General features: G+C 33.9%; 21 protein-coding genes and 2 pseudogenes. 17 read left to right on the top strand and 6 right to left on the bottom strand.

Features of this window, described 5'->3' with window-relative positions:
* Positions 1-257 precede the first annotated feature (257 nt).
* Positions 258-2,285, top strand: coding sequence for a glucose-specific PTS transporter subunit IIBC (gene ptsG, locus HMPREF3265_RS05785; RefSeq protein WP_053025316.1), 2,028 nt, complete (start codon positions 258-260; stop codon positions 2,283-2,285).
* Between the two features lie 174 nt (positions 2,286-2,459).
* On the opposite strand, the pseudogene HMPREF3265_RS05780 reads toward ptsG, so the two are convergent.
* Positions 2,460-3,510, bottom strand: a pseudogene (locus HMPREF3265_RS05780) (zinc-dependent alcohol dehydrogenase family protein).
* A gap of 204 nt (positions 3,511-3,714) precedes the next feature.
* On the opposite strand from HMPREF3265_RS05780, the gene HMPREF3265_RS05775 reads away from it, so the two are divergent.
* Entirely contained in the window at positions 3,715-4,119 is a 405-nt protein-coding gene (locus tag HMPREF3265_RS05775; RefSeq protein WP_070581871.1) for an acyl-CoA thioesterase, read from the top strand.
* A gap of 20 nt (positions 4,120-4,139) precedes the next feature.
* Entirely contained in the window at positions 4,140-4,472 is a 333-nt protein-coding gene (locus HMPREF3265_RS05770; protein ID WP_070581873.1) for a thioredoxin family protein, read from the top strand.
* A gap of 111 nt (positions 4,473-4,583) precedes the next feature.
* On the opposite strand, the gene HMPREF3265_RS05765 is transcribed toward HMPREF3265_RS05770, so the two are convergent.
* The gene (locus HMPREF3265_RS05765; RefSeq protein ID WP_070581875.1) at positions 4,584-5,540 is read right to left on the bottom strand and encodes an L-lactate dehydrogenase; all 957 of its coding nucleotides are present in this window, start codon (positions 5,538-5,540) and stop codon (positions 4,584-4,586) included.
* A 163-nt stretch (positions 5,541-5,703) separates the two neighbouring features.
* Between HMPREF3265_RS05765 and HMPREF3265_RS05760 the strand changes: the two genes are divergently transcribed.
* Positions 5,704-6,675 (top strand): alpha/beta hydrolase fold domain-containing protein, encoded by a 972-nt coding sequence (locus tag HMPREF3265_RS05760; protein ID WP_011274851.1) that lies wholly within the window; start codon positions 5,704-5,706, stop codon positions 6,673-6,675.
* Between the two features lie 110 nt (positions 6,676-6,785).
* Here the strand turns inward: HMPREF3265_RS05760 and HMPREF3265_RS05755 are convergent, their stop codons facing one another.
* Positions 6,786-7,700, bottom strand: a complete 915-nt coding sequence (locus HMPREF3265_RS05755) for a DMT family transporter (protein WP_370591768.1) — start codon at positions 7,698-7,700, stop codon at positions 6,786-6,788.
* Positions 7,701-7,814: 114 nt separating this feature from the next.
* On the opposite strand from HMPREF3265_RS05755, the gene HMPREF3265_RS05750 reads away from it, so the two are divergent.
* Complete coding sequence (locus tag HMPREF3265_RS05750; protein ID WP_070861134.1) at positions 7,815-8,699, top strand: AraC family transcriptional regulator; 885 nt, start codon at positions 7,815-7,817, stop codon at positions 8,697-8,699.
* Positions 8,700-8,717: 18 nt separating this feature from the next.
* Here the strand turns inward: HMPREF3265_RS05750 and HMPREF3265_RS05745 are convergent, their stop codons facing one another.
* Positions 8,718-9,038, bottom strand: a complete 321-nt coding sequence (locus HMPREF3265_RS05745; protein WP_070581880.1) for a hypothetical protein — start codon at positions 9,036-9,038, stop codon at positions 8,718-8,720.
* Positions 9,039-9,465: 427 nt separating this feature from the next.
* On the opposite strand from HMPREF3265_RS05745, the gene pgsB reads away from it, so the two are divergent.
* From pgsB to HMPREF3265_RS05700, 10 genes and pseudogenes are all read left to right on the top strand, one after another.
* A complete protein-coding gene (gene pgsB, locus HMPREF3265_RS05740) occupies positions 9,466-10,623 on the top strand; it encodes a poly-gamma-glutamate synthase PgsB (protein ID WP_011274856.1) in 1,158 nt (385 codons plus the stop codon).
* A gap of 1 nt (position 10,624) precedes the next feature.
* Positions 10,625-11,077 carry a poly-gamma-glutamate biosynthesis protein PgsC gene (gene pgsC / locus HMPREF3265_RS05735; protein ID WP_011274857.1) on the top strand — a complete coding sequence of 151 codons (453 nt, stop codon included), beginning with the start codon at positions 10,625-10,627 and terminating at the stop codon, positions 11,075-11,077.
* A 23-nt stretch (positions 11,078-11,100) separates the two neighbouring features.
* Positions 11,101-12,174, top strand: coding sequence for a CapA family protein (locus tag HMPREF3265_RS05730; RefSeq protein WP_048667803.1), 1,074 nt, complete (start codon positions 11,101-11,103; stop codon positions 12,172-12,174).
* A complete protein-coding gene (locus HMPREF3265_RS12565; protein WP_011274859.1) occupies positions 12,149-12,325 on the top strand; it encodes a hypothetical protein in 177 nt (58 codons plus the stop codon). The genes HMPREF3265_RS05730 and HMPREF3265_RS12565 overlap by 26 nt, the downstream gene beginning before the upstream one ends.
* A gap of 1 nt (position 12,326) precedes the next feature.
* On the top strand, positions 12,327-13,922 hold the full coding sequence (locus HMPREF3265_RS05725) for a gamma-glutamyltransferase (protein WP_070581882.1): 1,596 nt from the start codon (positions 12,327-12,329) through the stop codon (positions 13,920-13,922).
* A 382-nt stretch (positions 13,923-14,304) separates the two neighbouring features.
* Entirely contained in the window at positions 14,305-15,792 is a 1,488-nt protein-coding gene (xylB, locus tag HMPREF3265_RS05720; protein WP_070581884.1) for a xylulokinase, read from the top strand.
* Positions 15,793-16,204: 412 nt separating this feature from the next.
* The gene (locus HMPREF3265_RS05715) at positions 16,205-17,251 is read left to right on the top strand and encodes a PTS sugar transporter subunit IIC (protein ID WP_070581886.1); all 1,047 of its coding nucleotides are present in this window, start codon (positions 16,205-16,207) and stop codon (positions 17,249-17,251) included.
* Between the two features lie 2 nt (positions 17,252-17,253).
* Positions 17,254-17,940 carry a serine dehydratase beta chain gene (locus HMPREF3265_RS05710; RefSeq protein ID WP_011274863.1) on the top strand — a complete coding sequence of 229 codons (687 nt, stop codon included), beginning with the start codon at positions 17,254-17,256 and terminating at the stop codon, positions 17,938-17,940.
* A 13-nt stretch (positions 17,941-17,953) separates the two neighbouring features.
* Positions 17,954-18,850, top strand: a complete 897-nt coding sequence (sdaAA, locus tag HMPREF3265_RS05705) for an L-serine ammonia-lyase, iron-sulfur-dependent, subunit alpha (protein WP_011274864.1) — start codon at positions 17,954-17,956, stop codon at positions 18,848-18,850.
* 384 nt (positions 18,851-19,234) lie between these two features.
* Positions 19,235-19,402: pseudogene (locus tag HMPREF3265_RS05700) on the top strand (hypothetical protein); the annotation flags it as partial.
* A gap of 113 nt (positions 19,403-19,515) precedes the next feature.
* On the opposite strand, the gene HMPREF3265_RS05695 reads toward HMPREF3265_RS05700, so the two are convergent.
* Positions 19,516-20,010 (bottom strand): GNAT family N-acetyltransferase, encoded by a 495-nt coding sequence (locus HMPREF3265_RS05695; protein ID WP_070861133.1) that lies wholly within the window; start codon positions 20,008-20,010, stop codon positions 19,516-19,518.
* A gap of 158 nt (positions 20,011-20,168) precedes the next feature.
* Here HMPREF3265_RS05695 and srtA point away from each other — a divergent pair, with 158 nt between their 5' ends.
* Positions 20,169-20,771: a class A sortase SrtA gene (gene srtA, locus HMPREF3265_RS05690; protein WP_053025326.1), complete on the top strand. Its 603-nt coding sequence runs from the start codon at positions 20,169-20,171 to the stop codon at positions 20,769-20,771.
* Between the two features lie 240 nt (positions 20,772-21,011).
* On the top strand, positions 21,012-21,809 hold the full coding sequence (locus HMPREF3265_RS05685; RefSeq protein WP_070678727.1) for a Cof-type HAD-IIB family hydrolase: 798 nt from the start codon (positions 21,012-21,014) through the stop codon (positions 21,807-21,809).
* A gap of 60 nt (positions 21,810-21,869) precedes the next feature.
* Here the strand turns inward: HMPREF3265_RS05685 and HMPREF3265_RS05680 are convergent, their stop codons facing one another.
* Positions 21,870-22,862, bottom strand: coding sequence for a D-lactate dehydrogenase (locus HMPREF3265_RS05680; RefSeq protein ID WP_070441593.1), 993 nt, complete (start codon positions 22,860-22,862; stop codon positions 21,870-21,872).
* Positions 22,863-23,050: the final 188 nt, after the last annotated feature.

The raw sequence follows: 23,050 nt of genomic DNA, 5'->3' as shown, positions 1-23,050 counted from the left end.
ATCTCAATATTTGGACTCATCAGTCCGATTTGACCTAGAGCCGAATATTTAAATTATAAAAAATGTAAGATATTAGCAAAAAAATATTGAAAACGCTTTATATTATAGGTATAATTAAATTGTTAAAAAAGAACTGCGTGTTACTATTCGATTAGGCATGAGCAGATAAGCTATCATTATTTTTGTCATAAATGATGAGCTTATTTGGTCATGCTTTTTTAATGCGTAAAAAGATACATTGAAAGGATTGAATCAAAATGTTTAAAAAGCTATTTGGACAATTGCAACGAATTGGTAAAGCATTAATGTTACCTGTGGCAATCTTGCCTGCAGCTGGATTATTACTAGCAATTGGAACAGCTTTTCAAGGTGAAGCATTACAGCAATATCTTCCATTTATTAAAAATGGAGTAATTCAAAATATTGCTAGCATGATGACAGGTGCTGGTGGTATTATTTTTGATAACTTACCTATCATTTTTGCACTCGGTGTAGCAATAGGACTAGCAGGTGGAGATGGTGTAGCAGCCATTGCAGCTTTTGTCGGATTTATTATTATGAATAAAACAATGGGAGCATTCTTAAATGTTACGCCAGCACAATTGGAAGACCCATCTAAAGGATTCGCAAATGTTTTAGGCATACCTACACTTCAAACTGGAGTGTTTGGTGGGATTATTATAGGGGCTCTAGCAGCTTGGTGTTATAACAAGTTTTATAATATTTCCTTACCATCGTATTTAGGATTCTTTGCGGGTAAACGTTTTGTGCCGATTATGATGGCAACGACATCGTTTATTTTAGCTTTCCCAATGGCTTGGATTTGGCCATTCATTCAAAATGGATTAAATGCATTTAGTACAGGTTTATTAGATTCTAATACTGGATTGGCAGTATTCTTATTTGGATTTATTAAACGATTACTTATTCCATTTGGTTTACATCATATTTTCCATGCGCCATTTTGGTTTGAATTTGGTTCTTGGAAAAATGCAGCTGGAGAAATTATTCGAGGAGATCAACGTATTTTTATTGAGCAAATACGTGAAGGTGTTCATTTAACTTCAGGTAAATTCATGCAAGGTGAATTTCCTGTTATGATGTTTGGATTACCAGCAGCAGCATTAGCAATTTATCAAACAGCTAAACCTGAGAATAAAAAGGTAGTTGGAGGCTTGATGTTATCAGCAGCTTTAACATCATTCTTAACTGGTATTACTGAACCATTAGAATTTTCATTCTTATTCGTAGCACCATTATTATTCTTTATTCATGCAGTACTTGATGGATTATCATTTTTAACGCTTTATCTACTAAATTTACATCTTGGATATACATTCTCTGGAGGATTCATAGATTTTGTTTTATTAGGTATTCTTCCAAATAAAACACCATGGTGGTTAGTGATTCCGGTAGGATTAGTTTACGCTGTCATTTATTATGTAGTATTTAGATTCTTAATTGTTAAATTCAACTTCAAAACGCCAGGTCGTGAAGATAAACAAGCCTCTGTAGCTAATACATCTGCAAGTAAATTACCATTTGATGTGTTAGATGCAATGGGCGGTAAAGAAAATATCAAGCATTTAGATGCTTGTATTACGCGTTTACGTGTTGAAGTCAATGATAAATCTAAAGTAGACGTTGAAGGACTAAAAGCGCTTGGTGCTTCAGGGGTGCTTGAAGTAGGAAATAATATGCAAGCGATTTTTGGACCTAAATCAGATCAAATTAAACATGATATGGCACGTATTATGAATGGAGACATCACAAAACCTAGTGAAACCACTGTGACTGAAGATACATCAGATGAGCCAGTACAGTTGGAAGAGGTAAAAGAAACTGATATCTATGCACCAGGTACGGGTCATATTATTCCATTATCTGAAGTGCCAGATAAAGTATTCTCAGAAAAAATGATGGGTGACGGTATTGGGTTTGTTCCTGAAAAAGGCGAAATTGTAGCACCATTTGATGGTACAGTTAAAACGATTTTCCCAACGAAACATGCCATCGGTTTAGAATCTGATACAGGAATTGAAGTATTAATTCATATTGGTATCGATACAGTGAAATTGAATGGTGAAGGCTTCGAAAGTTTAGTCGATGTCAATGAACCTGTCACACAAGGTCAACCATTAATGAAAATTAATTTAGCATACTTAAAAGAACATGCGCCAAGTGTTGTCACACCAGTGATTATTACAAATCAGGGTGATAAAACATTAACATTCGATGATGTTGATTCAGTAGATCCTGGTAAACGCATTATGACAATTAAATAATAAAACAAGCCTGGGACATCATATGTGTCTCAGGCTTGTTTTATGTGTTGGCAGTCGATGACTGAATTGAAAAGGTGTTGTCTCAAGGTTTTCAATTCTAATCCTCTTTGCCATGGCGGGGCGACGAATTCAGAAAGAATGCTGTCCCCCTTATTTTTTATTTAATAAACAACATTATTCAGTTATATCATTCTCAATTAATAATTTGATAGCTTTATGATCTGTAGCATTTCTGAATAAATCATAAGCATGTTCAATATCACTTAATTTACTATAATGTGTCATGAGTTGTTCAGGTTGAATGATTTTAGATTTGAGAGCTTCCAACAATTCTTCAGTAGTATTCGCCGAAACTAAACCTGTTGTCACATTGATATTCTTAATCCATAATTTATCGATATCAAATTGTACTGGTAATCCATGAACACCAAAATTAGCGATTGTCCGTCAACACCAATTAACTTTTGACATAAATCAAAGGTTTGTGGAGTACCAACATCTTCAATGGCTACGTCCGCACCACGATGGTTCAATGTTTTTACTTGAGCAACAGCATCTTCAACATTCGTTGAATTAATTGTATGTGTAGCACCTAATTCCTTGGCAGTTGCTAAACGATTATCATCCAAATCGAGCATAATAATTTTAGAAGATGAATAAAATTGTACTGTTGATAATGCAGCTAATCCAACTGGACCTGCACCTACTATCGCAACCGTACTACCTGGTTTAACTTTACCTTTTAAAACACCAATTTCATAACCCGTTGCTAAAATGTCAGAGAGCATAACGAGTGCTTCGTCTGGTAAAGATTCTGGTGCATGGTATAAAGAGTTGTCTGCGAAAGGTACTTTAAAATATTCTGCTTGTGTACCATCTATGAGGTGACCTAATATCCAACCGCCATCTTTTTCACAATGTGCATAAATACCTTTTTTACAGTAGTAACATTTACCACACGACGAGATACAAGAAACAATGACTTTATCTCCAACTTTGAAATTGTTTACACTTTAACCAACTGATTCAACGAAACCAATACCTTCATGGCCAAGTGTTGTGTTTGATGGTACTTCCGATGTATCGACTTTAATAATATGTAGATCAGTACCACAAATCGTGTTTTGACCATTCTAATAATTGCATCTGTACTTTCCGTAATGATTAGCTTCTCTTTATCAATCAGTTTTGCAAAGCCTGGCTTTTCATAAACATAAGCTTTCATATGAATTATTCTCATAAAATATGCGAATATTTTCACAAACACTATACTATGTAAATTTGGTTATGTATTTAATGAAAATAATATATAATAAAATAGACATGTATATAGTACGCTCATTAAATGTTGTATAGTTAAAGTAGATGAAAAATGCATGTAAACGTCGTAGAATATAATTGAATGATGACTTAAAGGAGATTATATTTTATGGAACATGAAGGCTTGTTAGTCGCCGAAAGAGAAATAGAAGTTAACAATTACGATATCGATGCAATGGGGATTGTAAGTAATATCGTCTATATACGCTGGTTTGAAGATTTACGTACAATATTTATTAATGAATATATGACATTTTCAGAAATGATGAAGCAACATATATCGCCAATATTAATGAAGACAGAAATAGAGTATAAAGTTCCAATTACGATACACGATAAACCTGTGGGGCGTTGCTGGTTTGTTAAAGATGGAAGAATGAAATGGGTATTTAAATTCGAAATTACCTCTGGAGATAAAGTGCATTGTATTGGACAGCAAACAGGTGGTTTCTTAGATTTAGAACGTCAAAGAGTAACTAAGATGCCAGAGGTATTTCAAAACTTATTAAAATAAGTGAAAGTATAGGTGAGGATATGGCAAAGCATTTGAGTAATATGGAAGCCTTCCATCAAATTATTAATAATAATCAGTTAGTAGTAGTTCACGTAATGCGGGATCATTGTTCAGTGTGCCATGCAGTATTACCACAAATTGAAGATATTGTAGCATCTTACCCTAATGCAGAACTCGCCGTCATAAATCAATCAGATGTCGAAACCATTGCAGGTGAATTATCTATATTTACTGTACCCGTTGATTTAATCTTTATGAATGGTAAAGAAATGCATCGCCAAGCTCGATTTATAGATATGCAACGATTCGAACATCAGTTGAAATTAATGTATGATAGTTGCTCTGAAACATAAAGTGAGAGCGGGGCCCCAGCAAAGAGAATTTCATAAAGAAATTCTACAAATAAAGCAAGCTGGGGTTACGAATTAATTTCTGTCCCGCTCCTTACGCACTTACTTTTAATATCAGCACATTTGATCAATGATAGCATCGGCTTGTCGCTGATAGTCTAAGATGATATCAGCAGAATGATGTAGCTGTGATAATTCTTCTTTTGAGAGAGCTAATTCAATAATTCGGTCAGCACCATTTCCGTTAATAACGGTAGGTACACCGATATATACATCACTCAATCCATATTCACCGCCAACGTAACTTGAAACATTCATAATGATATTTTTATTAAATAAGATGGCTTCTACGATTCTAACTAGACTTAGTGATATTCCGAAATTGGTTGTGCCTTTTCGAACATAAATATCGTAACCAATTTGAGTTGTACGGTTGGAAATGGAAGTCTTAAATGCTTCTATATTCGTATTAGAAGGTAATAAATCTAACACCGGCTCACCTGCAATTTGTGCGTGTGACCATACTGCGACTTGTGAATCACCATGTTCACCAATAATAGGTGCATAGACTTGATTCGGTGCTACATCGAATTCTCGACTTAAAAAGAATTGGAAACGCGCAGTATCTAAAGAAGTGCCTGAACCAATGATTTTATTTTTAGGAAAATTCGACACTCGTTTAACGACGTAACTCATAATGTCGACAGGATTGGAAGGTAATACAAAGTAGCCATCGAAACCACTATCTACAATACGTTGAATCATTGGGACAAAAATGTCTACATTATCTTCTAGTAGCTTAAGACGTGTTTCACCTTTAGCAAGTTTAGCACTTGCACAAATCACTATAATATCAGCGTCTTTACAGTCTTCATACTGTCCGACGTGCACATTTACGAAGTTATCGCCAAATGGAGTCGCATGATTTAAATCCCACACATCTGCTTTAGCCTTATCCTCATCAATATCTATAATTGTCATCTCATCCACTAAACCTTTAGCTACGATTGCATGTGCAAACGCAGATCCTACATAGCCACTTCCAATAAGTACAATTTTATGACGTGCCATAAATCGTTGCCCCCTTTTATAATTTGAAAATTCAGATAATTTATATAAGGATAGCATGTTTTCCTTAAAATGAAAATATTGTTTAACGATAACAGTGTTAATTACTAAATGAATTGTCGTTTAAGGTTTATAATATAGACATGTATAGGAGGTCGTTTAAGCTATGAAAAAAAGTATGATAACCGTAGCAACATCTGCGATATTAGGAACATTAGCATTTATTAAAGTTAAAGAGAAACGCAGTTACAAAAGTTTTATAACTGAAAAATATATACGAATGTCTGGCATGAAAAAAACGTTTGAAAATGAAGCGGACGCGAAAAAAGCATTGGAAGAAACGAAAGAAATTACAGCTGGAAAATATGGTGGCACTAGTTATGAATTTAAACATGACGTTCGAACAAAAAGTTGGAATGGGTGCGTCACATATATTGTGAATGACCAACGTAACCATCAACAAAAAGTTGTTTTATATATTCATGGTGGTGCATGGTTCCAAGATCCACTAGATAATCATTTTAATTTTATAGATGAACTCGCAGGACAACTTGATGCGAAGGTCATTATGCCGATATATCCTAAAGTACCTCATCGTGATTATCGTACTACATTCGAATTATTAAAACTTATTTATGATAAACAAGCTGCCAAAGTTGAAAGCAGTGAACAGCTTATTGTGATGGGAGATTCTGCAGGCGGACAAATTGCATTGTCATTTGCCGAATATTTAAAAGCAGAAACTACACTTCCACAACCTGGACATATTGTAATGCTATCTCCAGTGTTAGATGGTACGTTAAGCAATCCAGATGCTAAAACGTATGAACGTATTGATCCAATGTTAGGTATAGAAGGTAGTAAATACTTTATAAAATTATGGGCTGGCCAATTACCTATTGAGGACTATAGAATATCGCCAATTAACGGTGACTTAGAAGGATTAGGTCGATTATCCATTTTTATTGGTACAAAGGAAACGTTATACCCTGACGCTTTAAAATTATCCCAAATGCTTAATGATAAAGGTATTGAACATGATTTTATGCCAGGATATAATTTATTCCACATTTATCCTATCTTCCCATTACCAGAAAGACAGAAATTCTTTACACAACTTAAATCAATTATTCTATAAAAATTAAGCGCCGAGGACGAGATGATTACTAAAGTGACACGATGAATTCACGAAGAATTCTGTGCTATTCAGGCTAGTCATCGTTCAATTCCTTGGCGCTACATTATTGATTACATTTCTTCAGGTTGTTTCTTAAGTGACAACATTAAAATTAAAATAAGAATTAATACGATTCCAATGACTTGGACTGATTGGAAAGTAACACCAAGCCATAATGCACTTGTAACAACTGCTATCACTGGTTCAATCGTACCTAATAACGTTGTCTCCTTAGGTAATAAGTATTTAAGACTATCTATAAATAGATAAAATGCGAAAGCAGTCCCAGCGATAATACCAAAAATTACATAAATGATTGTAGATGCACTCATGTTGCTAAAGCTAACATCCCATATAAGATGCTTGAAACTCATTGCACAACCTGAAATAATCATTGCCCATCCTACTATTAGAATTGAAGGGAACTTTTCAAGTAAGCCTGTGGCATAAATCGTGTAAAACGCAAGTGCTAAGCCAGAGATGATTCCCCAGAACAAACTCGTAGGTGATACGACTAAATGAGAGATAGATCCATTTGTTAAAAGTAAAAAAGTCCCAATTAGCGTCATTGCAATGGCTAAAATATCAAAAGGACGAAATACATCAAGGCCACGTATGACGAACCAAATAATGATATAGACTGGTGCAATGTATTGGAGAAGTGTAGCTACTGCGACATTGCCGGTTGCGATGGATGCCATATAAGCGTATTGGACAAAAAGCATTCCGATTAAACTATATATAAACAAATTAACAATTGTTTTGGGCTTCTTAAAAACAATAAACATAGATTGCTTAGGATGTAATAGTTTGTACAGACTCAACAAGGAGATGCCACTTATTAGTAGGCGAGCAGTAACATACCAATCCACTTCAATATCTCGTTGATTAAAGAGTAAGTCGGAAACAGTCCCACCTAATCCCCATAAAGTAGCACCTATAATTGCAAATAATACTCCTTTTAATCTGTGTTGTGTGTGATTCATTGAATGCACCTCCATCTGTATTTTGTTTTATTATAAATCTCATAATATAATGTATATAAATTTGGTAATACTCAAATAGTAATTAAAAGTATCAAGATATTGAGGTAGTGCGATATGGTTTCTAATATTATTATTAATGAAGACTTAGAAGAAAAGATTAATTATCCTGATCGACGTTGGCCACATGTCATTCTACATACATCATTGAGTGAGACATTACTCGGATATATACCTTTACATTGGCATTATGCCTTGCAATTTATGTATGTCACAAACGGTGTGATTAAGGTAAAGTTAGCAGAAAATACATTGGAGATACATGAAGGGGAGGGATTATTTATTAATTCAAACGTTGTACATGAAATTCGTGACGCGAATGAATGCGCGCGTTTCTATTGCTGGAACATTGGATTGCCCAATGTCACGGAATATATCAATTTTACTTATGTTAGTCGAATTGTTGATCAAGCGCAATCCATTCCATTTATTAAATTAATACCAAAAGATGAAGAAAATGTAAGTTTGTTACGGCGTATTGAGATAGTAGGACATATTTACTTATCACAAAGAGATTATTATCAACTGCAAATTCTTAGCGAATTTTATCAATGTCTAAATCATCTTTTAAATATTTTTGATCAATATGAACAAATCAATCAATATTTCTTTGATCCAAGAGTTAAACAATGTATTGAATACTTACAAAGTCATTATCATAAAAAGGTGCAACTGAGTGAGTTAAGTCATATGGTTCATATGAGCGAAGCGGAGACGATTAAGTTGTTTAAACGATTTGCAGGGGACACGCCACTCAATTTGTTACAAAATTATCGACTAGAGCAGAGTGCTAAGCAACTCATGTATCATCATAAAAATGTGACTGAAGTGGCAATGGATTGTGGATTCTCAACTACAAGTTACTTTATACAAAATTTTAAGCAGAAATATTCACTCACTCCTAAGCAATTTCAAATAAAATATGCAAAGTATTTAAAATAAAATAGGTGCATAGTGTCATCAATCAGATGAGCTTGCACCTACTTTTTCAGTATTTGTATTTGAAATTGTATCATTTGTATTTGAAACGGTTTCTTCTTTGGCAACATCATCACTTGTTGCTGAAGCTTTATTTAACTTTGTATCATTTATGCCTTCGTTAGAATCTTTAGTAACACTATTAATGTGTTGATGGTCTGTGTCTAAAACTGAACTACTCATATCATTGCCTTGTAAGCTACCCACAAGAATCAATACCAAATAGCTTGAACAAATTAATAATACCATTGCTAAATATATGCTAATTGCTATCTTAACAGGTTTAGTCAAAGGTTTACCCATCAGTATCCTCCTAAAGTTGTATCTTTAATTACCTCTAAATTAACATCAGAATTTTAATCTAATGTAAATGCGACGTAAATGTTTGATGATTTCTCAAATAACTAGAACTAAATTTAAATTTTAGAAAAATATTTTTAAAATCATTCTTTATTTGTAAAAGTAAAATATTGAATATTTCTAAAAAAATTAATCTTTGTTAATATAATTTTACATTAGATTTACAATGTTAAAACTGACTAAATACGCACATGATAGCATATCCTTATTAGAAGTAATAATTTATTTATTATGTTCATATGAAGCAAGAGCGTTTGGATTTATTAGTCACTTCTATAGAAAATGTTTAAAGACATTTTTGATATACATAGTAATGAAATACGTATTTAGACAACTTAATATTAAAACAATTAAAGAGAGGTACTACACTGTGATTCTCATTATAATTTGTATCGCATTGATTTTATGGCTTGGTATTAAAGAGAAGAATCGCCATACTAATCGACTCAATAAGATTCCAATTAGAATCAACATAAATGGTATTCGTGGTAAATCAACGATTACGAGAATGATTTATAGCGTATTAAGAGAAGACCATTATCATGTTATTGGTAAAACCACAGGCACAGATGCTCGAATGTTGTATTGGTTTACTGACAAGGAATACCCCGTTATTAGAAAACCACAAGGCGCGAATATTGGTGAACAACGTGACATTGTGCGGAAAGTTGTTAAACAAAAAGCTGACTCTTTAGTTAATGAATGTATGGCAGTTAATCCAGACTATCAAATTACTTTTCAAAAAGATTTAGTTAAAGCCAATATAGGCGTTATCGTCAATGTCATGGAAGACCACATGGACGTACTTGGACCTACACTTCAAGATGTTGCTCAAGCGTTTACTGCAACAATTCCTTACAAAGGGACTTTAGTTGTTATGAAAGACGACTATACGAAATTCTTCGCAAAAGAAGCTAAGAAACGTAAAACAAAGTTAATTGTCGTAGATAAAGATGAAGTTCCGGAATCATATTTAAGAAAGTTTCCATATCTCGTCTTCCCAGATAATGTTGCTATTGCATTAGGCGTTGCAGAAGCTGTTGGCGTTGATAAGGAAACAGCATTGAGAGGCATGTTAAATGCACCACCTGATCCTGGTGCGGTTGAAATCAAATACTTTAATGCAAATCGCACACGAAATGTATTTGTTAATGCATTTGCTGCTAATGAACCTCAATCGACAAAAGCTATTTTAAACAAAGTTGAATCTTATAACTATCCATATACGAAAAAAGTAGTGATTTTAAATTGTCGTTCAGATAGGGTAGATAGAACGCGTCAATTTGTTGAAAACTTTATTGATGATGTAGACTTTGACACACTCATTTGTACAGGTAAAAGTACACAAATGGTGACAGACTTAATGCAGCACTTACCTGATAAAAAATATCTTAATTTTGAAAACCGTGAGTTCCCAGAAATTGAGAAAGCTATTTTGCAAGAGTCACAAAACGCACTCATATTCTGTGTAGGAAATATTCATGGTCCAGGTGGTAGAATAGCAGAATTTATAGAAGGGATAGAATAAAATGATAGGTTCAGAATTATACTTCTCCCTATTTGTCGGTATTGTATTAAGTTTAATATTTGCCGAGAAATTTGGGATTAATCCAGCAGGACTCGTTGTACCGGGTTATTTAGCACTTATATTCGATCAACCCATCATGTTGTTATCTGTGTTAGTTATTAGTTGTTTAACATTTTTCATAGTTACATATGGTATTAGTAGATGGGTTATTTTGTACGGAAGAAGAAAATTTGCGGCGATGATTTTAACTGGGATGGTACTTAAATTCCTGTTCGACTTGATTTATCCATTGACGCCATTTGAAATGGTTGAAGTGTCTGGTATTGGTGTCGTTATTCCTGGAATCATTGCGAATACAATTCAAAAGCAAGGTGTCGTGATTACGTTATCAACAACGATGTTACTTACATGTATCACGTATGTCATCTTATTCTTATATAGCTTTATTAATTAATCGCGAGCAAGGAGCGCAGAGTAATGAAAAAGAAAAAACGGTTATCAGCGAGCGAATGGTTACTTAAGCAATCGAAACGTCACAAACGTTTCAATTTTAGCTATACACTTATCGTTTTAATTGTGGCACTTGTACTTCTAGTATTCGCTATTAGAGCTGTAAAAGTTGAGCCAGTCGAGGCAATGCCAAGCTCAGGTAATGATTATATTCGTAGTACATATTTAGGTAATATCACATTGAATAAACATTTTCGACAAATGGATCTTAACGAAGTGTTTAAAGGGTTAAAGCAACCACTTCAACAAAGTGACTTTTCAACTGCTTCACTTCTAGTGAGCCATTTCTCAAATGATCCTAAAACGAATATTAAGAAGAATATTGAGAATATAATGTTCTTGAAAAAAGAAAATGTTAAAAGTGTCAATTTAATTAATAATACGATTGATAACGTGCAAGCCCAAGATTTAAGTAAACAAGTGGAAGCACAAACGGATTATAACTTTATGACTGGTAATGGCTCTAACCCAATTAATAGTAAGACGGTGCAACAAACGGTTAAAGGTAAAAAAATAGCTAACGTGTCATTCACTGATGTAGGTTCAAACTATGAAGATCCACTTAAAAATACAACATCTATTAGTTTAGACCCCAAAATATTTGTTCCATTAATCAAAAACTTAAAAGAAAATAACGATTTAGTTGTCGTAAACGTGGATTGGGGTATTACCAATGAACGTAGTGTGACGGATCGTCAAAAAGAATACGCACATGCGCTAGTGAAATCCGGTGCAGATGTAATCATTGGTCATAACTCAGTTGTCCAAAAAGTTGAAAAATATAAAAATGCAAGTATCTTCTATAGTTTAGGTAATTTAACATCAGATTCATTCTTATCTAAAAACCAAAAAGGTATGGTAGTTCAACACGATTGGAATGGGCAGCATAATAAATTTAGCATTACACCTGTACGTGGTGCAGATGGCAAAATAACGAAAGACAACATGAATAAGATGGAGGCACAACGTTATTACAATAATATAAATGATAAATCAATTCACCTTAAAGAGGAGAATGGAGGATATACCTTTGAATATTAAAAAACATTGGTTAGGTATTGTAACAACGCTCATTATAATTGCAATTCTATTGATGGTGACGTTTGCCAAAGCGAACGAAGGCCTTGATAACTACGAGAAAAATGAATTAAAAGATGCAACGGAGCAATATTTATCTAAAGGGGCCAGTTAGTATGAATATTTATAGTAAAGTGACATTATCAGTCATTTTAGTTATCACCATTTTAATATCATTTGTCTTTTACTACTTTAATAAAGAAGACAGACCTGATAAAGATACATTATTCGAAAATAAAATTGCAGATCATAAATCATCTGGCAGTAATAAAAAATATGGCGTAGCATCTAATAATGCGATTGCCACGCGTGTCGGTAATAAAATTATTGAAGATGGCGGTAATGCAGTAGACGCAGCTATGGGTGTTTCTTATGCGCTAGCGGTATCAGAACCGCATTCGTCAGGCTTAGGCGGCGGCGGTGCCACGCTTACATATAACGGTAATGAAGGCGAAGAACCAAAGATGTACGAATATAAAACGCTATCTTCTTATAATTATAAGAAAGGCGATGAAATTGGTACACCTGGATTTGTGCAAGGTATGCATGATATGCATCAACGAGAAGGTAAAATGGATGAGAAGAAAATTTTTAGTTACGTAGTGCCATTAGCCGAGGATGGCTTCGAAGTTGATTCAGAATTAGAGCGTAGTTTGAAAATCTACGGTTCTGATATCGATCGAAATTCACCTTTCTTCAAAGGAAAACGTACAGTACGTGAAGGCGATGTAGTTAAACAGCCCGCTTTAGCTAAAACACTTAAAGGTATTAGAGATAAGGGGCCTAAATATTTCTATAAGGATATTGCTAAGAGTGTATCTAAACAAATCGATAGTGAATTAGTTGAGAAAGACTTTTCAACATTTAAAACTGAAGAAAAGAAACCAGTATCAACTAAATATTTAAATAATACAATATACTCTGCATCAAATCCTTTAGGTGGGGTTTTAATGTTACAAGGTTTAAAAATTGATGAAAGTGCCAATTCAAATAATGATAGAACAGATTATATCAATGGCATTATTAAATCACGTGATGTAATGTACCGAAATAGAGATATTGTTAATGGTCAGGAAGCGAATAACGACTCACACTTATCGGAAAATTATTTATTAGACAATTTAAATAATGTAAATAGTGGCGGCAATGAAATGAATAGTGATTTTGATACGTCATTAGATACGACGAGTACAACTCATTTTGTTGTCATTGATAAGAATGGTAAGCTTGCTAGTACTACAAATACATTATCTAGTTTCTTTGGTTCAGGTAAATTTGTTAAACAAGGTTTCTATATGAACAACTCTTTAACAAATTTCTCAAGTGATCCTAATAGTCCGAACTATGGTGGAAAACATAAAGCACCACGTTCTTATACATCACCATCCATTGTTGTTGGTCCGGATTTCTATATGGGTATTGGTACACCAGGTGGGAACAAAATTCCTACCATCTTAAATGAAGTGTTGATTGACTATTTAAGAGGTGACGGTTCCCTACAAGAATCTATTGATAAACCACGTTTTTATAACGATGGTGGTACAGTTTATTATGAGAATGCGACAAGTGATGAAGATATCAATACATTCAAGAGTATGGGATATGGTGTTAAAGAAAAACGTAATGACGCAAACTTTGGTAGTGTTCAAGGTGCAATATATAATAAAAATAATCAAACTGTTGAAATCGGTCAAGATGTTGGTAATAGATAATGGTTTGGCAAAAGCAAAATAATAAAGTAGGCTGGGACAAAATAAAATGTCTCAGCCTACTTTATTATTTTGTCAGTAGATGACTGATTTGAAAATGCGCTTGAATCAAGCTTTTTTCAAACCTAGTCATCTTTGACGGGGTAGGACAACGGAATAAATTTTGAGAAAATGTTATTTCTGTCCAACTCCCTTTTCTAAATAGGAATAAAGTGAAAAGAATTGAAATCATAGTTTACTATTGAAATTATCATTAAAATCGATATGATAAATATATGGGTTATAGAATTTAATATTAAAATTATATAAAATAAATATATATTGAATTGTTTACATGATATGTAAGATGAGCGCCTCTTATAATGATGGACAAGGTGGAATGGTTATGGAAGATGTAGTATTAGGAATAGACTTAGGTACGAGTGCAGTTAAAATCATAGCTGTTAATCGACAAGGAGAAGTAATTGCTTCAACGAGTGAACCTTTAACGTTGATACAAGATCGTGCCGGTTATAGTGAGCAAGATCCTGAAGAATGGTTTAAAGCGGTTAAGAAAGGTATTAAATATATTAATGAAGTGCCTGAAATGGCGAATTATACTGTCAAAGGGATCTCGTTCTCAGGACAAATGCATGGTTTAGTGCCATTGAATAGCGAACATAAACCTGTACGTCATGCCATTCTGTGGAATGATACCCGTAACTCTGAACAATGTGCGCAAATCAAAGAAGTATATGGTGAAAGATTGAATGGCAATCCTATTCTTGAAGGATTCACACTTCCAAAAATGCTTTGGATGAAACAAAATGAGCCATCACTTTGGGAACAAGTAAGTGTCTTCGTATTGCCTAAGGATTACGTACGCTATTGTTTAACAGGTCATATTCACATGGAATATTCTGATGCAGCCAGTACATTACTATTAAGTCCAAAAACACATGATTGGACTAGAGATCTAGGTGAACGATTAGGCATCGGAGATATTTATCCACCTTTAGTACGTTCAACAGAGGAAGTTGGAGTAGTACGTTCAGAATTAGAACGAGAGCTTGGTTTCAAAGCTCCTGTGAAGGTTTATGCTGGTGGTGGAGATAACGCATGTGGTGCCATTGGTGCAGGAATCATTAATGGTAACGATACGCTTTGTAGTATCGGGACATCAGGTGTTGTACTTAATGTTGAAAGCAAAGGCTACACTGAATACAAGAACAACATACATTTCTTTGATCATAGCGTTCCACAAACATTCTATGCTATGGGCGTAACCTTAGCAGCAGGTTACAGTTTAAATTGGCTTAAACAAACGTTCTTTGAACATGAAAGCTTTGACGATATCGTTAAACAAGCAAGTACCTCAACAATTGGTTCTAACCACTTATTATTCGCACCTTATTTATCAGGCGAACGTACTCCACATGGAGATGCTTTTATAAGAGGCAGTTTTATTGGTATTAGTGGTAGCCATAATAAGGCAGATTTTGCTAGAGCAGTATTAGAGGGTATTACTTTCTCTTTATATGACTCTATACAATTAATGCGAGAAGCTGGTAAAGAGATTACGCATATTACTTCAATTGGTGGCGGTGCGAAAAGTTCATTTTGGTTGCAGATGCAAGCAGATATCTTTAATGCTACAATAAGAAAGTTAAAACACGAAGAGGGTCCTAGTATGGGCGCTGCGATGATTGCAGCATATGGACTGAAATGGTTCGAAAGTTTCGATGAATGTGTAGATAAGTTTATAGATATTGCTCAAACATTTGAACCAGATGCTAAAAGACACGCACAATATGAAGCATATTATAAAGTATATAAAGATATTTACCGTCATACGCATCAATTAACTGAAGCATTATTAAAAATTGAAGATTAATTCAATGATAATAAACTGGAGCAGCAATGGTTGTTCCAGTTTTATTATGTTAAAAACTAAATCGTTTTAATTTTGCAACAATTTCAAATGTGAGCATTGTGTTATGTAAAGATTAGTTGTCACGTTAAAGTGAAAATATCAACAAAGAAATGTATACAATTTACCCGAAATTTCAACTAATAAATACGCTGTTGAAAAGGTTTACAAAGCAGTTCATATTAGTGTAAAATAACACATATTATTTATTTCTTTTCAAAAAATTTAAAACTAAAAATAGTTTAACCTCAATAATTCTCTAAATGTGTTTTATTTCACAATTTTATTTTTTTGTCTTTGAATATGCATTGAAATCGTTTTCTCCAGGGTGTACTATGACTATGGTTGTTAAATAAATAGAAAGAGGTTTTGGGGAATGAATATCATTTTAGGAGTAGGAACACTCGTATTAGTGCTTATCGTTATGACGTTATTCTTAAACTTTGCGCCATACGGTAAACAAGGACTACAAGCTTTATCAGGAGCTGCTTGTGCAACTTTCTTACCACAAGCATTTCTAAGTTACGCTATTGGTGGCGTATTCCATATCGAGTTTTTACAAACAATAGGAGATTTGGCAGGCAGCCTTGCAGGTGTTGCAGTAGGTATCTTAACTGGCTTGAAAATGGGCATCTCACCTGTTTTTGCCGTAATCATAGGACTAGTATTACACGACTTTAAATTATTACCAGCATTTATAGCAGCGTATATTATTTCATTCGGTATTAAATTTATCGAGAAAAAAGTCCCAGAAGGGTTGGACTTAATTGCTGTGATTTTAATTGCTCCAGCACTTGTATTTGGCTTAGCTACAGTTATTAGCCCAGGGGTTATGGCTGTATTAACTCAAATCGGTGGTGCAGTTACATCAGTAGGAGACAACAATCCATACGCATTAGCAATTATTTTAGGATTAGTAATTCCAGTAACGGGTATGACACCACTAAGTTCAATGGTATTAACTAGCTTATTAGGACTAACTGGTATACCAATGGCTATCGGTGCTTTAACATGTACTGGTGCATCATTTGTTAACTATGTATTATTTAGCAGACTTAATATTGGCGGAAGTAAATCAAAAGCATTCGCAGTATTTGTTGAACCATTAACACAAATCGATTTAATCGCAAAATACCCTCTACAATTATATGGTACGAACGCAATTATTGGTGTTGTAAACGCTTGTATCGTTACATTCAGCGGACTCGTAATCGGTGTTAAAGGTATGGCAACACCAATTGCAGGTGCAATCGTCTTATTCGGATTTAACGATGCTACAAAATCAATAATTACAATCATCGTCGTTGCAGTTGTAAGTGTGGTATTAGCATTTATCTTCAGTACGTTAATTAAAAAATTCAACCTAATGAATATGAGCATAAAATTGCCTAGCAAACAGAAACAACCTAAGGAGAGTGTTTAATTATGGCTACTAAAAAAAGCTACGATTATCAAAGTGCATTTGATATTATTGGCCCTGTAATGATGGGACCTTCAAGTTCTCATACAGCAGGTGCAGTTAAAATTGGCAACGCTGCTTATGCAGTATTAGGTGGTATGCAGCCAGATAAATTAACAATTCATTATTACGAATCCTTTGCTCAAACTCATCAAGGACACGGTACAGATTTAGCTATCGTTGGTGGTGCAATGGGCTATAGCACATTCGATAGTCGTATTAAGAGTTCATTAGCAATCGCTAAAGATCAAAACATTGAAGTAAATATTATCGAAGAAGAAGGCGACAGTATTGGTGAGCATCCTAACTGTGCGTATCTTGTTGCAGAAGGAAATGGTCGTCACATCGAAGTAATTGGTAACTCAATTGGTGGCGGTACGATTAAATTAAAACGCATCAGTGTAGAAGGACTAGACATTGATTTTAACTATGGTTTACCTATCTTAGAAATGGATGGAGCGGCAAATAAATCAGAAGTTAATCACTTTATCAATGATGTGAATGAACTTGGTGCAGACATTAAAGAGGAAATGACACAAACGGGCGATAATTTTAGTTTAGCAGTATTACCACTAAACAAAGCATTATCTGAATCAACGTTAGATCAAATTAAAGAAAAATATAGTCACTTAAATATATCCTATATTAAATAGAGGGGGATTAAAGATGTTTGATTCAATTAGAGAAACTATAGACTACGCAGTCGAAAATAAAATGTCTTTTGCAGATATTATGATTCAAGAAGAGATGGAACTTTCAGGCAAGACGCGTGACGAAGTTAGAGAAACAATGAAACAAAATTTAGACGTCATGAGAGATGCCGTAATTAAAGGATCAACTGGCGAAGGTGTTAAAAGTGTAACAGGTTATACTGGCCAAGATGCCATTAAACTTGCTAAATATAACGAGAATAATCATGCCTTATCAGGACATGAAATGGTTGAAGCAGTTAAAGGTGCGGTTGCTACTAATGAAGTAAACGCAGCTATGGGTATCATTTGTGCAACTCCAACAGCTGGATCCTCCGGAACGATTCCGGGCGTATTATTTAAATTAGAAAAAACACATGACCTTACAGAAGAACAAATGATTGATTTCTTATTCGTTTCATCATTATTTGGTCGCGTTGTTGCTAACAATGCAAGTGTTGCAGGTGCTACAGGAGGTTGCCAAGCAGAAGTAGGTTCAGCTTCAGCAATGGCAGCAGCAGCTGCAGTATCAATCTTCGGTGGCGAACCGGAAGCATCTGGACACGCTATGGCATTAGCGATTAGTAATTTACTTGGTCTAGTTTGTGACCCAGTAGCAGGTTTAGTAGAGATTCCATGTGTAATGCGTAATGCAATTGGTTCTGGTAATGCATTAATTTCTGCAGACTTAGCATTAGCTGGTGTTGAAAGTAGAATTCCAGTAGATGAAGTTATTGAAGCTATGGATAAAGTAGGACGTGGCTTACCAGCTGAATTAAGAGAAACAGGACTTGGTGGTTTAGCAGGTACACCAACAGGAGAAGCAATTAAACGTAAAATCTTTGGTGAAGCTGAAGTTAATAGCTTTTCATAATATAATTGAAATTAGAAGCCATTCTTGAATGTCAATATGACATTTAAGAATGGCTTTTTTAATACTTATGACAGATTTATCATTTTGGCAGTAGCTATCTGGTTTGAAAATGCACTTGAATCAAGTATTTTTAAATCTAGTCGGGGCCCCAGCAAAGAGAAATTCATAAAGAAATTCTACAAGCTAAGCAAGCTGGGGTTTGGGGCCCCAGCAAAGAGAATTTCATAAAGAAATTCTACAAGCTAAGATAGCTGGGGTTAAAACGAAATAAACTTTGAGAAAACATCAGATATGTTCTACTTCCATTTATTTATCAGAAAATTTAAAAAAGTTATTGCAAAATTTCACTAATACGTTTAAAATAGCCGAAAAGGGGATGATGATATGCTAAGGTTATGTATCATCTTTTTTATATTCGTGACTAACACAACCATTACACAGTTATGGACAGTTGAGGGAACATGGGAGAATCTCTTATTACAATCGATGTCACTAAGTATGATTATTGTATTCCTGTTTTATTATGTGGGTTTTGTAATTGCGGAGAAAAAGAGGAAACAAATAGAAACTTTATTTAAGAAAGAATTCTTTCATGAGAAGGAAGACTTTTTTGAAAAAGACGATAAAAGAAAAGTAAGTGAGTAAAAGGGGCTCACTTACTTTTTTTATTTGTCATGCAAATCATATTGGTAAAAAGCAAGATCTAACCAGCTATCAAATTTGTAGCCAACATTTTGAATGGTACCTGCATGTTTGAAGTTAAACTTTTCATGTAATTTGATGCTGCTATCATTGTAAGCATCGATACCAGCTACAATAGTACGATAATTTCTAGTTCTGGCATCTTCAATAAGATGTTGTAATAATTGAGAAGCAATGCCTTTGCCTCGAGTTGATTTATCTACGTAAATCGAATGTTCAATAGAATATAAGTAAGCCGGCCAGTTTCTAAATTGACCGTAAGTTGCAAAACCAACAGCCTTGCCAGCTTGTTCAAATACAAATATAGGTTCATTTGCTTTATTCTTCATGTCAAACCAAGCTTTACGTTCATCTAAAGTTTGAATATCGTATGTGTAAACAGCTGTAGTATGCAATATTGCATCATTATAGATTGATAGTATTGCCGGTAAATCTTCAATTTTTGCTTTTCTAATCATTATGGTACCTACTTTTCTAAGTTTGTATCAGTTTAAAACGAGATTTCAATTGTTGCAACTATATGTAATTAAATATGACACGATAAATTAAATTAAACTTACGAAATAAACATGATATACTATGACCTAAGAAAGTCACGTTAAAGGAGTAATACATAATGAAGAATTGGATTAATCGATTGATGACGATACTTGGTGTCATACTCATCTTAGTAGCAGTGTATCTATTTGCTAAACCACATATCGATAATTATTTACATGAAAAAGATAACGACAACAAAATAGAACAATATGATAAACAGGATAAGTCTAGCAATAAACAAACACCAACCATTCCTAAGGATAAAACTAAAATGGCAGGGTATATATCAGTGCCAGATGCAGAGATTAAAGAACCCGTGTATCCTGGACCAGCGACACCAGAACAGTTAAATCGTGGTGTAAGTTTCGCTGAGAAAGATGAATCGCTAAGTGATCAAAATATATCAATCGCAGGTCATACATTTACCGATAGACCACATTACCAATTCACAAACTTAAAAGCAGCTAAAAAAGGTAGCAAAGTATACTTCAAGATAGGAAAAGAAACACGCGAATATAAAATGACTAGTATACGTGATGTTAATCCAGACGAAGTTGAAGTATTGGACGAACACAAAGGTGAAAAGAATCAATTAACATTAATTACTTGTGACGATTACAATGAGCAAACCGGTATTTGGGAAAAACGTAAAATCTTTGTGGCGAAACAAGTTAAATAAATAATAAACACCAATCGTTACATAAAACATAAATGCTAAGTCATTAGGAGTGATACAAGACATCCAATGTAGATCTTGTGTCACTCCTTTAAATTTAGCATTAGAAATAATCATGTTATTTTTATTAATTGTATTTAATTTCAGAATGTGAATATAGTTTCATCATGTTAGTGTGAACTACAACCCTAATTAGATGACATATATAATAAATGTGAATACAACGGACTAGGGGGATTGCACATGGTTAAAGCTATTGCAGTAGATATGGATGGTACATTTTTAGATTCTAAGAAGAATTATGATAAAGACCGTTTTGAGAAGATATTTAAAGCATTGAAAGAACGCAATATAGAATTCATTGCTGCAAGTGGAAATCAATTTGCTAAATTACAATCTATATTCGGAGAAAGAGATATGTTCTTTATTTCTGAAAATGGTGCAGTTATTTACAGAGGCAAAGATTTATATAATTATCGTAGCTTCAATCAAACAGACTACAAAGAAGTTGTTGATTATTTAAATATTGATAGAAATATTAAAGAATTTATTGTTTGCGGATTAAAGAGTGCCTATATATTGAAAGACACGAGTGAAACATTTAAGGAAGATGCGCATTTCTATTATCATCAGTTGGAGGAAATTGATTCTTTTCAACCATTACCGGATGATGAATATGTTAAGATTGCGTTAAATATTAATCGAGATATGCACTCAACACTTGATACTGATTTGGAGGAAAAATTTAGCAATACTATTAAACTCGTATCGAGTGGACATGATAGTATTGACATTATTATGCCTAATATGACAAAAGGACAAGCGCTTCAACGTTTAATGGATGAGTGGCATATGTCTACTTCTGATTTGATGGCATTTGGTGATGCTAACAATGATAAGGACATGCTTGAATTAGCGGAGCACAGTTATGTAATGGCTAATAGTCATGATGAAACACTATTTGAAGTTGCCAAGGCAGTTGCTCCAAGTAATGATGAGCAAGGGGTATTACAGATTATCGAGCAAGAAGTATTGAAATAGCTTAAAAAAGGAGAACTCTCAATTTTGAGAATTCTCCTTTTTATTTATTAAACACATATCTTAGTTTAATTGAGTTTCACATTTACCAGTATTAATAACTGATAATGCTGCGTTTAATCCGCCTTCAACTAAATTTCTCACAGCTTCATCAGAGAAGAATGCGATATGTGGAGTGACCAAAATGTTTTCATGTTTAATTAATTCTAATAACGTTTCATCTTCGATCTCTTTACCTGTCCAGTCATATGTGAAGTAATCAGCTTCATTTTCATATGTGTCAATGGCAGCACCATATAAAGTACCATCATTTACAGCATTAATTAAAGCTGGTGTATCAATAACAGCACCACGAGCTGCATTTACTAATACAGCGCCTTTTTTAACTTTAGAGAACATATCTGCATCGAATAAGTGGAAACTTTCTTTATTCGCTGGAACATGTAATGAAATGATATCAGCATCAGCAATTGCTTCTTCAACTGAATCTTTATATTCTAAGAAATCTAATGAGTTGTTTGGATATGCATCATAGCCTACTACTTTTGCACCAAAACCAGCATAAATTTTACCAGTTGCAGCACCAATACGACCTGTACCGATAATCGCAACAGTCATGTTTTTAACAGGTGTAGACATGATAGGTGCAGCCCATTTGAAATTATGTTCTTGAACACGTTTTTCAATCGCAGGGAAGCGACGAACTAATTGTAAAGCGACAGAAACTGAATATTCAGCAATAGTTTCTGGTGAATAACTAGGTACATTTGAAATGATAATGCCATGTTTTTTAGCTAACTCTAAATCGTACATGTCGAAACCAGCAGTACGTTGAGCAATTTGTTTAATACCATATTCTTCAAGTTTAGGATAAACAGAGTCTGCTAATTTACCAAATTGCATTGTAGTAACACCATCGAAACCTTTAGCTAAATCAACTGTGTCTTCACTTAAAATTTCTTCAGTTGTAACAACTTCAACATTGTTCGCTTTACCCCAGTTTAAAGCGTCATTTTTCTCGTAATCACGAGTTCCATAAAACATAATTTTTGTCATTTTAATAACCTCACTTCATTTTGTATGAATTTATAATTAATAAATAAGTTTTCTTAAGTTGTCTATAGAAATGTGAATATTAATAGGAATAATGATTTGAAACATCTCTATTACTTAACTTACAAATATATTATATTGTGAATTTATTCACAAATCAATAGGAAATACGAAATTTATTTTTCTGATTG

The sequence above is a fragment of the Staphylococcus sp. HMSC62B09 genome, from assembly GCF_001839115.1.
In the GTDB taxonomy this organism is placed as follows: Bacteria; Bacillota; Bacilli; order Staphylococcales; family Staphylococcaceae; genus Staphylococcus; species Staphylococcus haemolyticus.
This window is presented reverse-complemented; position numbering and strand designations above follow the sequence as displayed.

Bases quoted from the DNA above. Each gene is read 5' to 3' on its own strand.
- ptsG (WP_053025316.1), top strand. From the start codon at position 258: ATGTTTAAAAAGCTATTTGGACAATTGCAACGAATTGGTAAAGCATTA.
- HMPREF3265_RS05775 (WP_070581871.1), top strand. From the start codon at position 3,715: ATGGAACATGAAGGCTTGTTAGTCGCCGAAAGAGAAATAGAAGTTAAC.
- HMPREF3265_RS05770 (WP_070581873.1), top strand. From the start codon at position 4,140: ATGGCAAAGCATTTGAGTAATATGGAAGCCTTCCATCAAATTATTAAT.
- HMPREF3265_RS05765 (WP_070581875.1), bottom strand. From the start codon at position 5,540: ATGGCACGTCATAAAATTGTACTTATTGGAAGTGGCTATGTAGGATCT.
- HMPREF3265_RS05760 (WP_011274851.1), top strand. From the start codon at position 5,704: ATGAAAAAAAGTATGATAACCGTAGCAACATCTGCGATATTAGGAACA.
- HMPREF3265_RS05755 (WP_370591768.1), bottom strand. From the start codon at position 7,700: ATGAATCACACACAACACAGATTAAAAGGAGTATTATTTGCAATTATA.
- HMPREF3265_RS05750 (WP_070861134.1), top strand. From the start codon at position 7,815: ATGGTTTCTAATATTATTATTAATGAAGACTTAGAAGAAAAGATTAAT.
- HMPREF3265_RS05745 (WP_070581880.1), bottom strand. From the start codon at position 9,038: ATGGGTAAACCTTTGACTAAACCTGTTAAGATAGCAATTAGCATATAT.
- pgsC (WP_011274857.1), top strand. From the start codon at position 10,625: ATGATAGGTTCAGAATTATACTTCTCCCTATTTGTCGGTATTGTATTA.
- HMPREF3265_RS05730 (WP_048667803.1), top strand. From the start codon at position 11,101: ATGAAAAAGAAAAAACGGTTATCAGCGAGCGAATGGTTACTTAAGCAA.
- HMPREF3265_RS12565 (WP_011274859.1), top strand. From the start codon at position 12,149: ATGGAGGATATACCTTTGAATATTAAAAAACATTGGTTAGGTATTGTA.
- HMPREF3265_RS05725 (WP_070581882.1), top strand. From the start codon at position 12,327: ATGAATATTTATAGTAAAGTGACATTATCAGTCATTTTAGTTATCACC.
- xylB (WP_070581884.1), top strand. From the start codon at position 14,305: ATGGAAGATGTAGTATTAGGAATAGACTTAGGTACGAGTGCAGTTAAA.
- HMPREF3265_RS05715 (WP_070581886.1), top strand. From the start codon at position 16,205: ATGAATATCATTTTAGGAGTAGGAACACTCGTATTAGTGCTTATCGTT.
- HMPREF3265_RS05710 (WP_011274863.1), top strand. From the start codon at position 17,254: ATGGCTACTAAAAAAAGCTACGATTATCAAAGTGCATTTGATATTATT.
- sdaAA (WP_011274864.1), top strand. From the start codon at position 17,954: ATGTTTGATTCAATTAGAGAAACTATAGACTACGCAGTCGAAAATAAA.
- HMPREF3265_RS05695 (WP_070861133.1), bottom strand. From the start codon at position 20,010: ATGATTAGAAAAGCAAAAATTGAAGATTTACCGGCAATACTATCAATC.
- srtA (WP_053025326.1), top strand. From the start codon at position 20,169: ATGAAGAATTGGATTAATCGATTGATGACGATACTTGGTGTCATACTC.
- HMPREF3265_RS05685 (WP_070678727.1), top strand. From the start codon at position 21,012: ATGGTTAAAGCTATTGCAGTAGATATGGATGGTACATTTTTAGATTCT.
- HMPREF3265_RS05680 (WP_070441593.1), bottom strand. From the start codon at position 22,862: ATGACAAAAATTATGTTTTATGGAACTCGTGATTACGAGAAAAATGAC.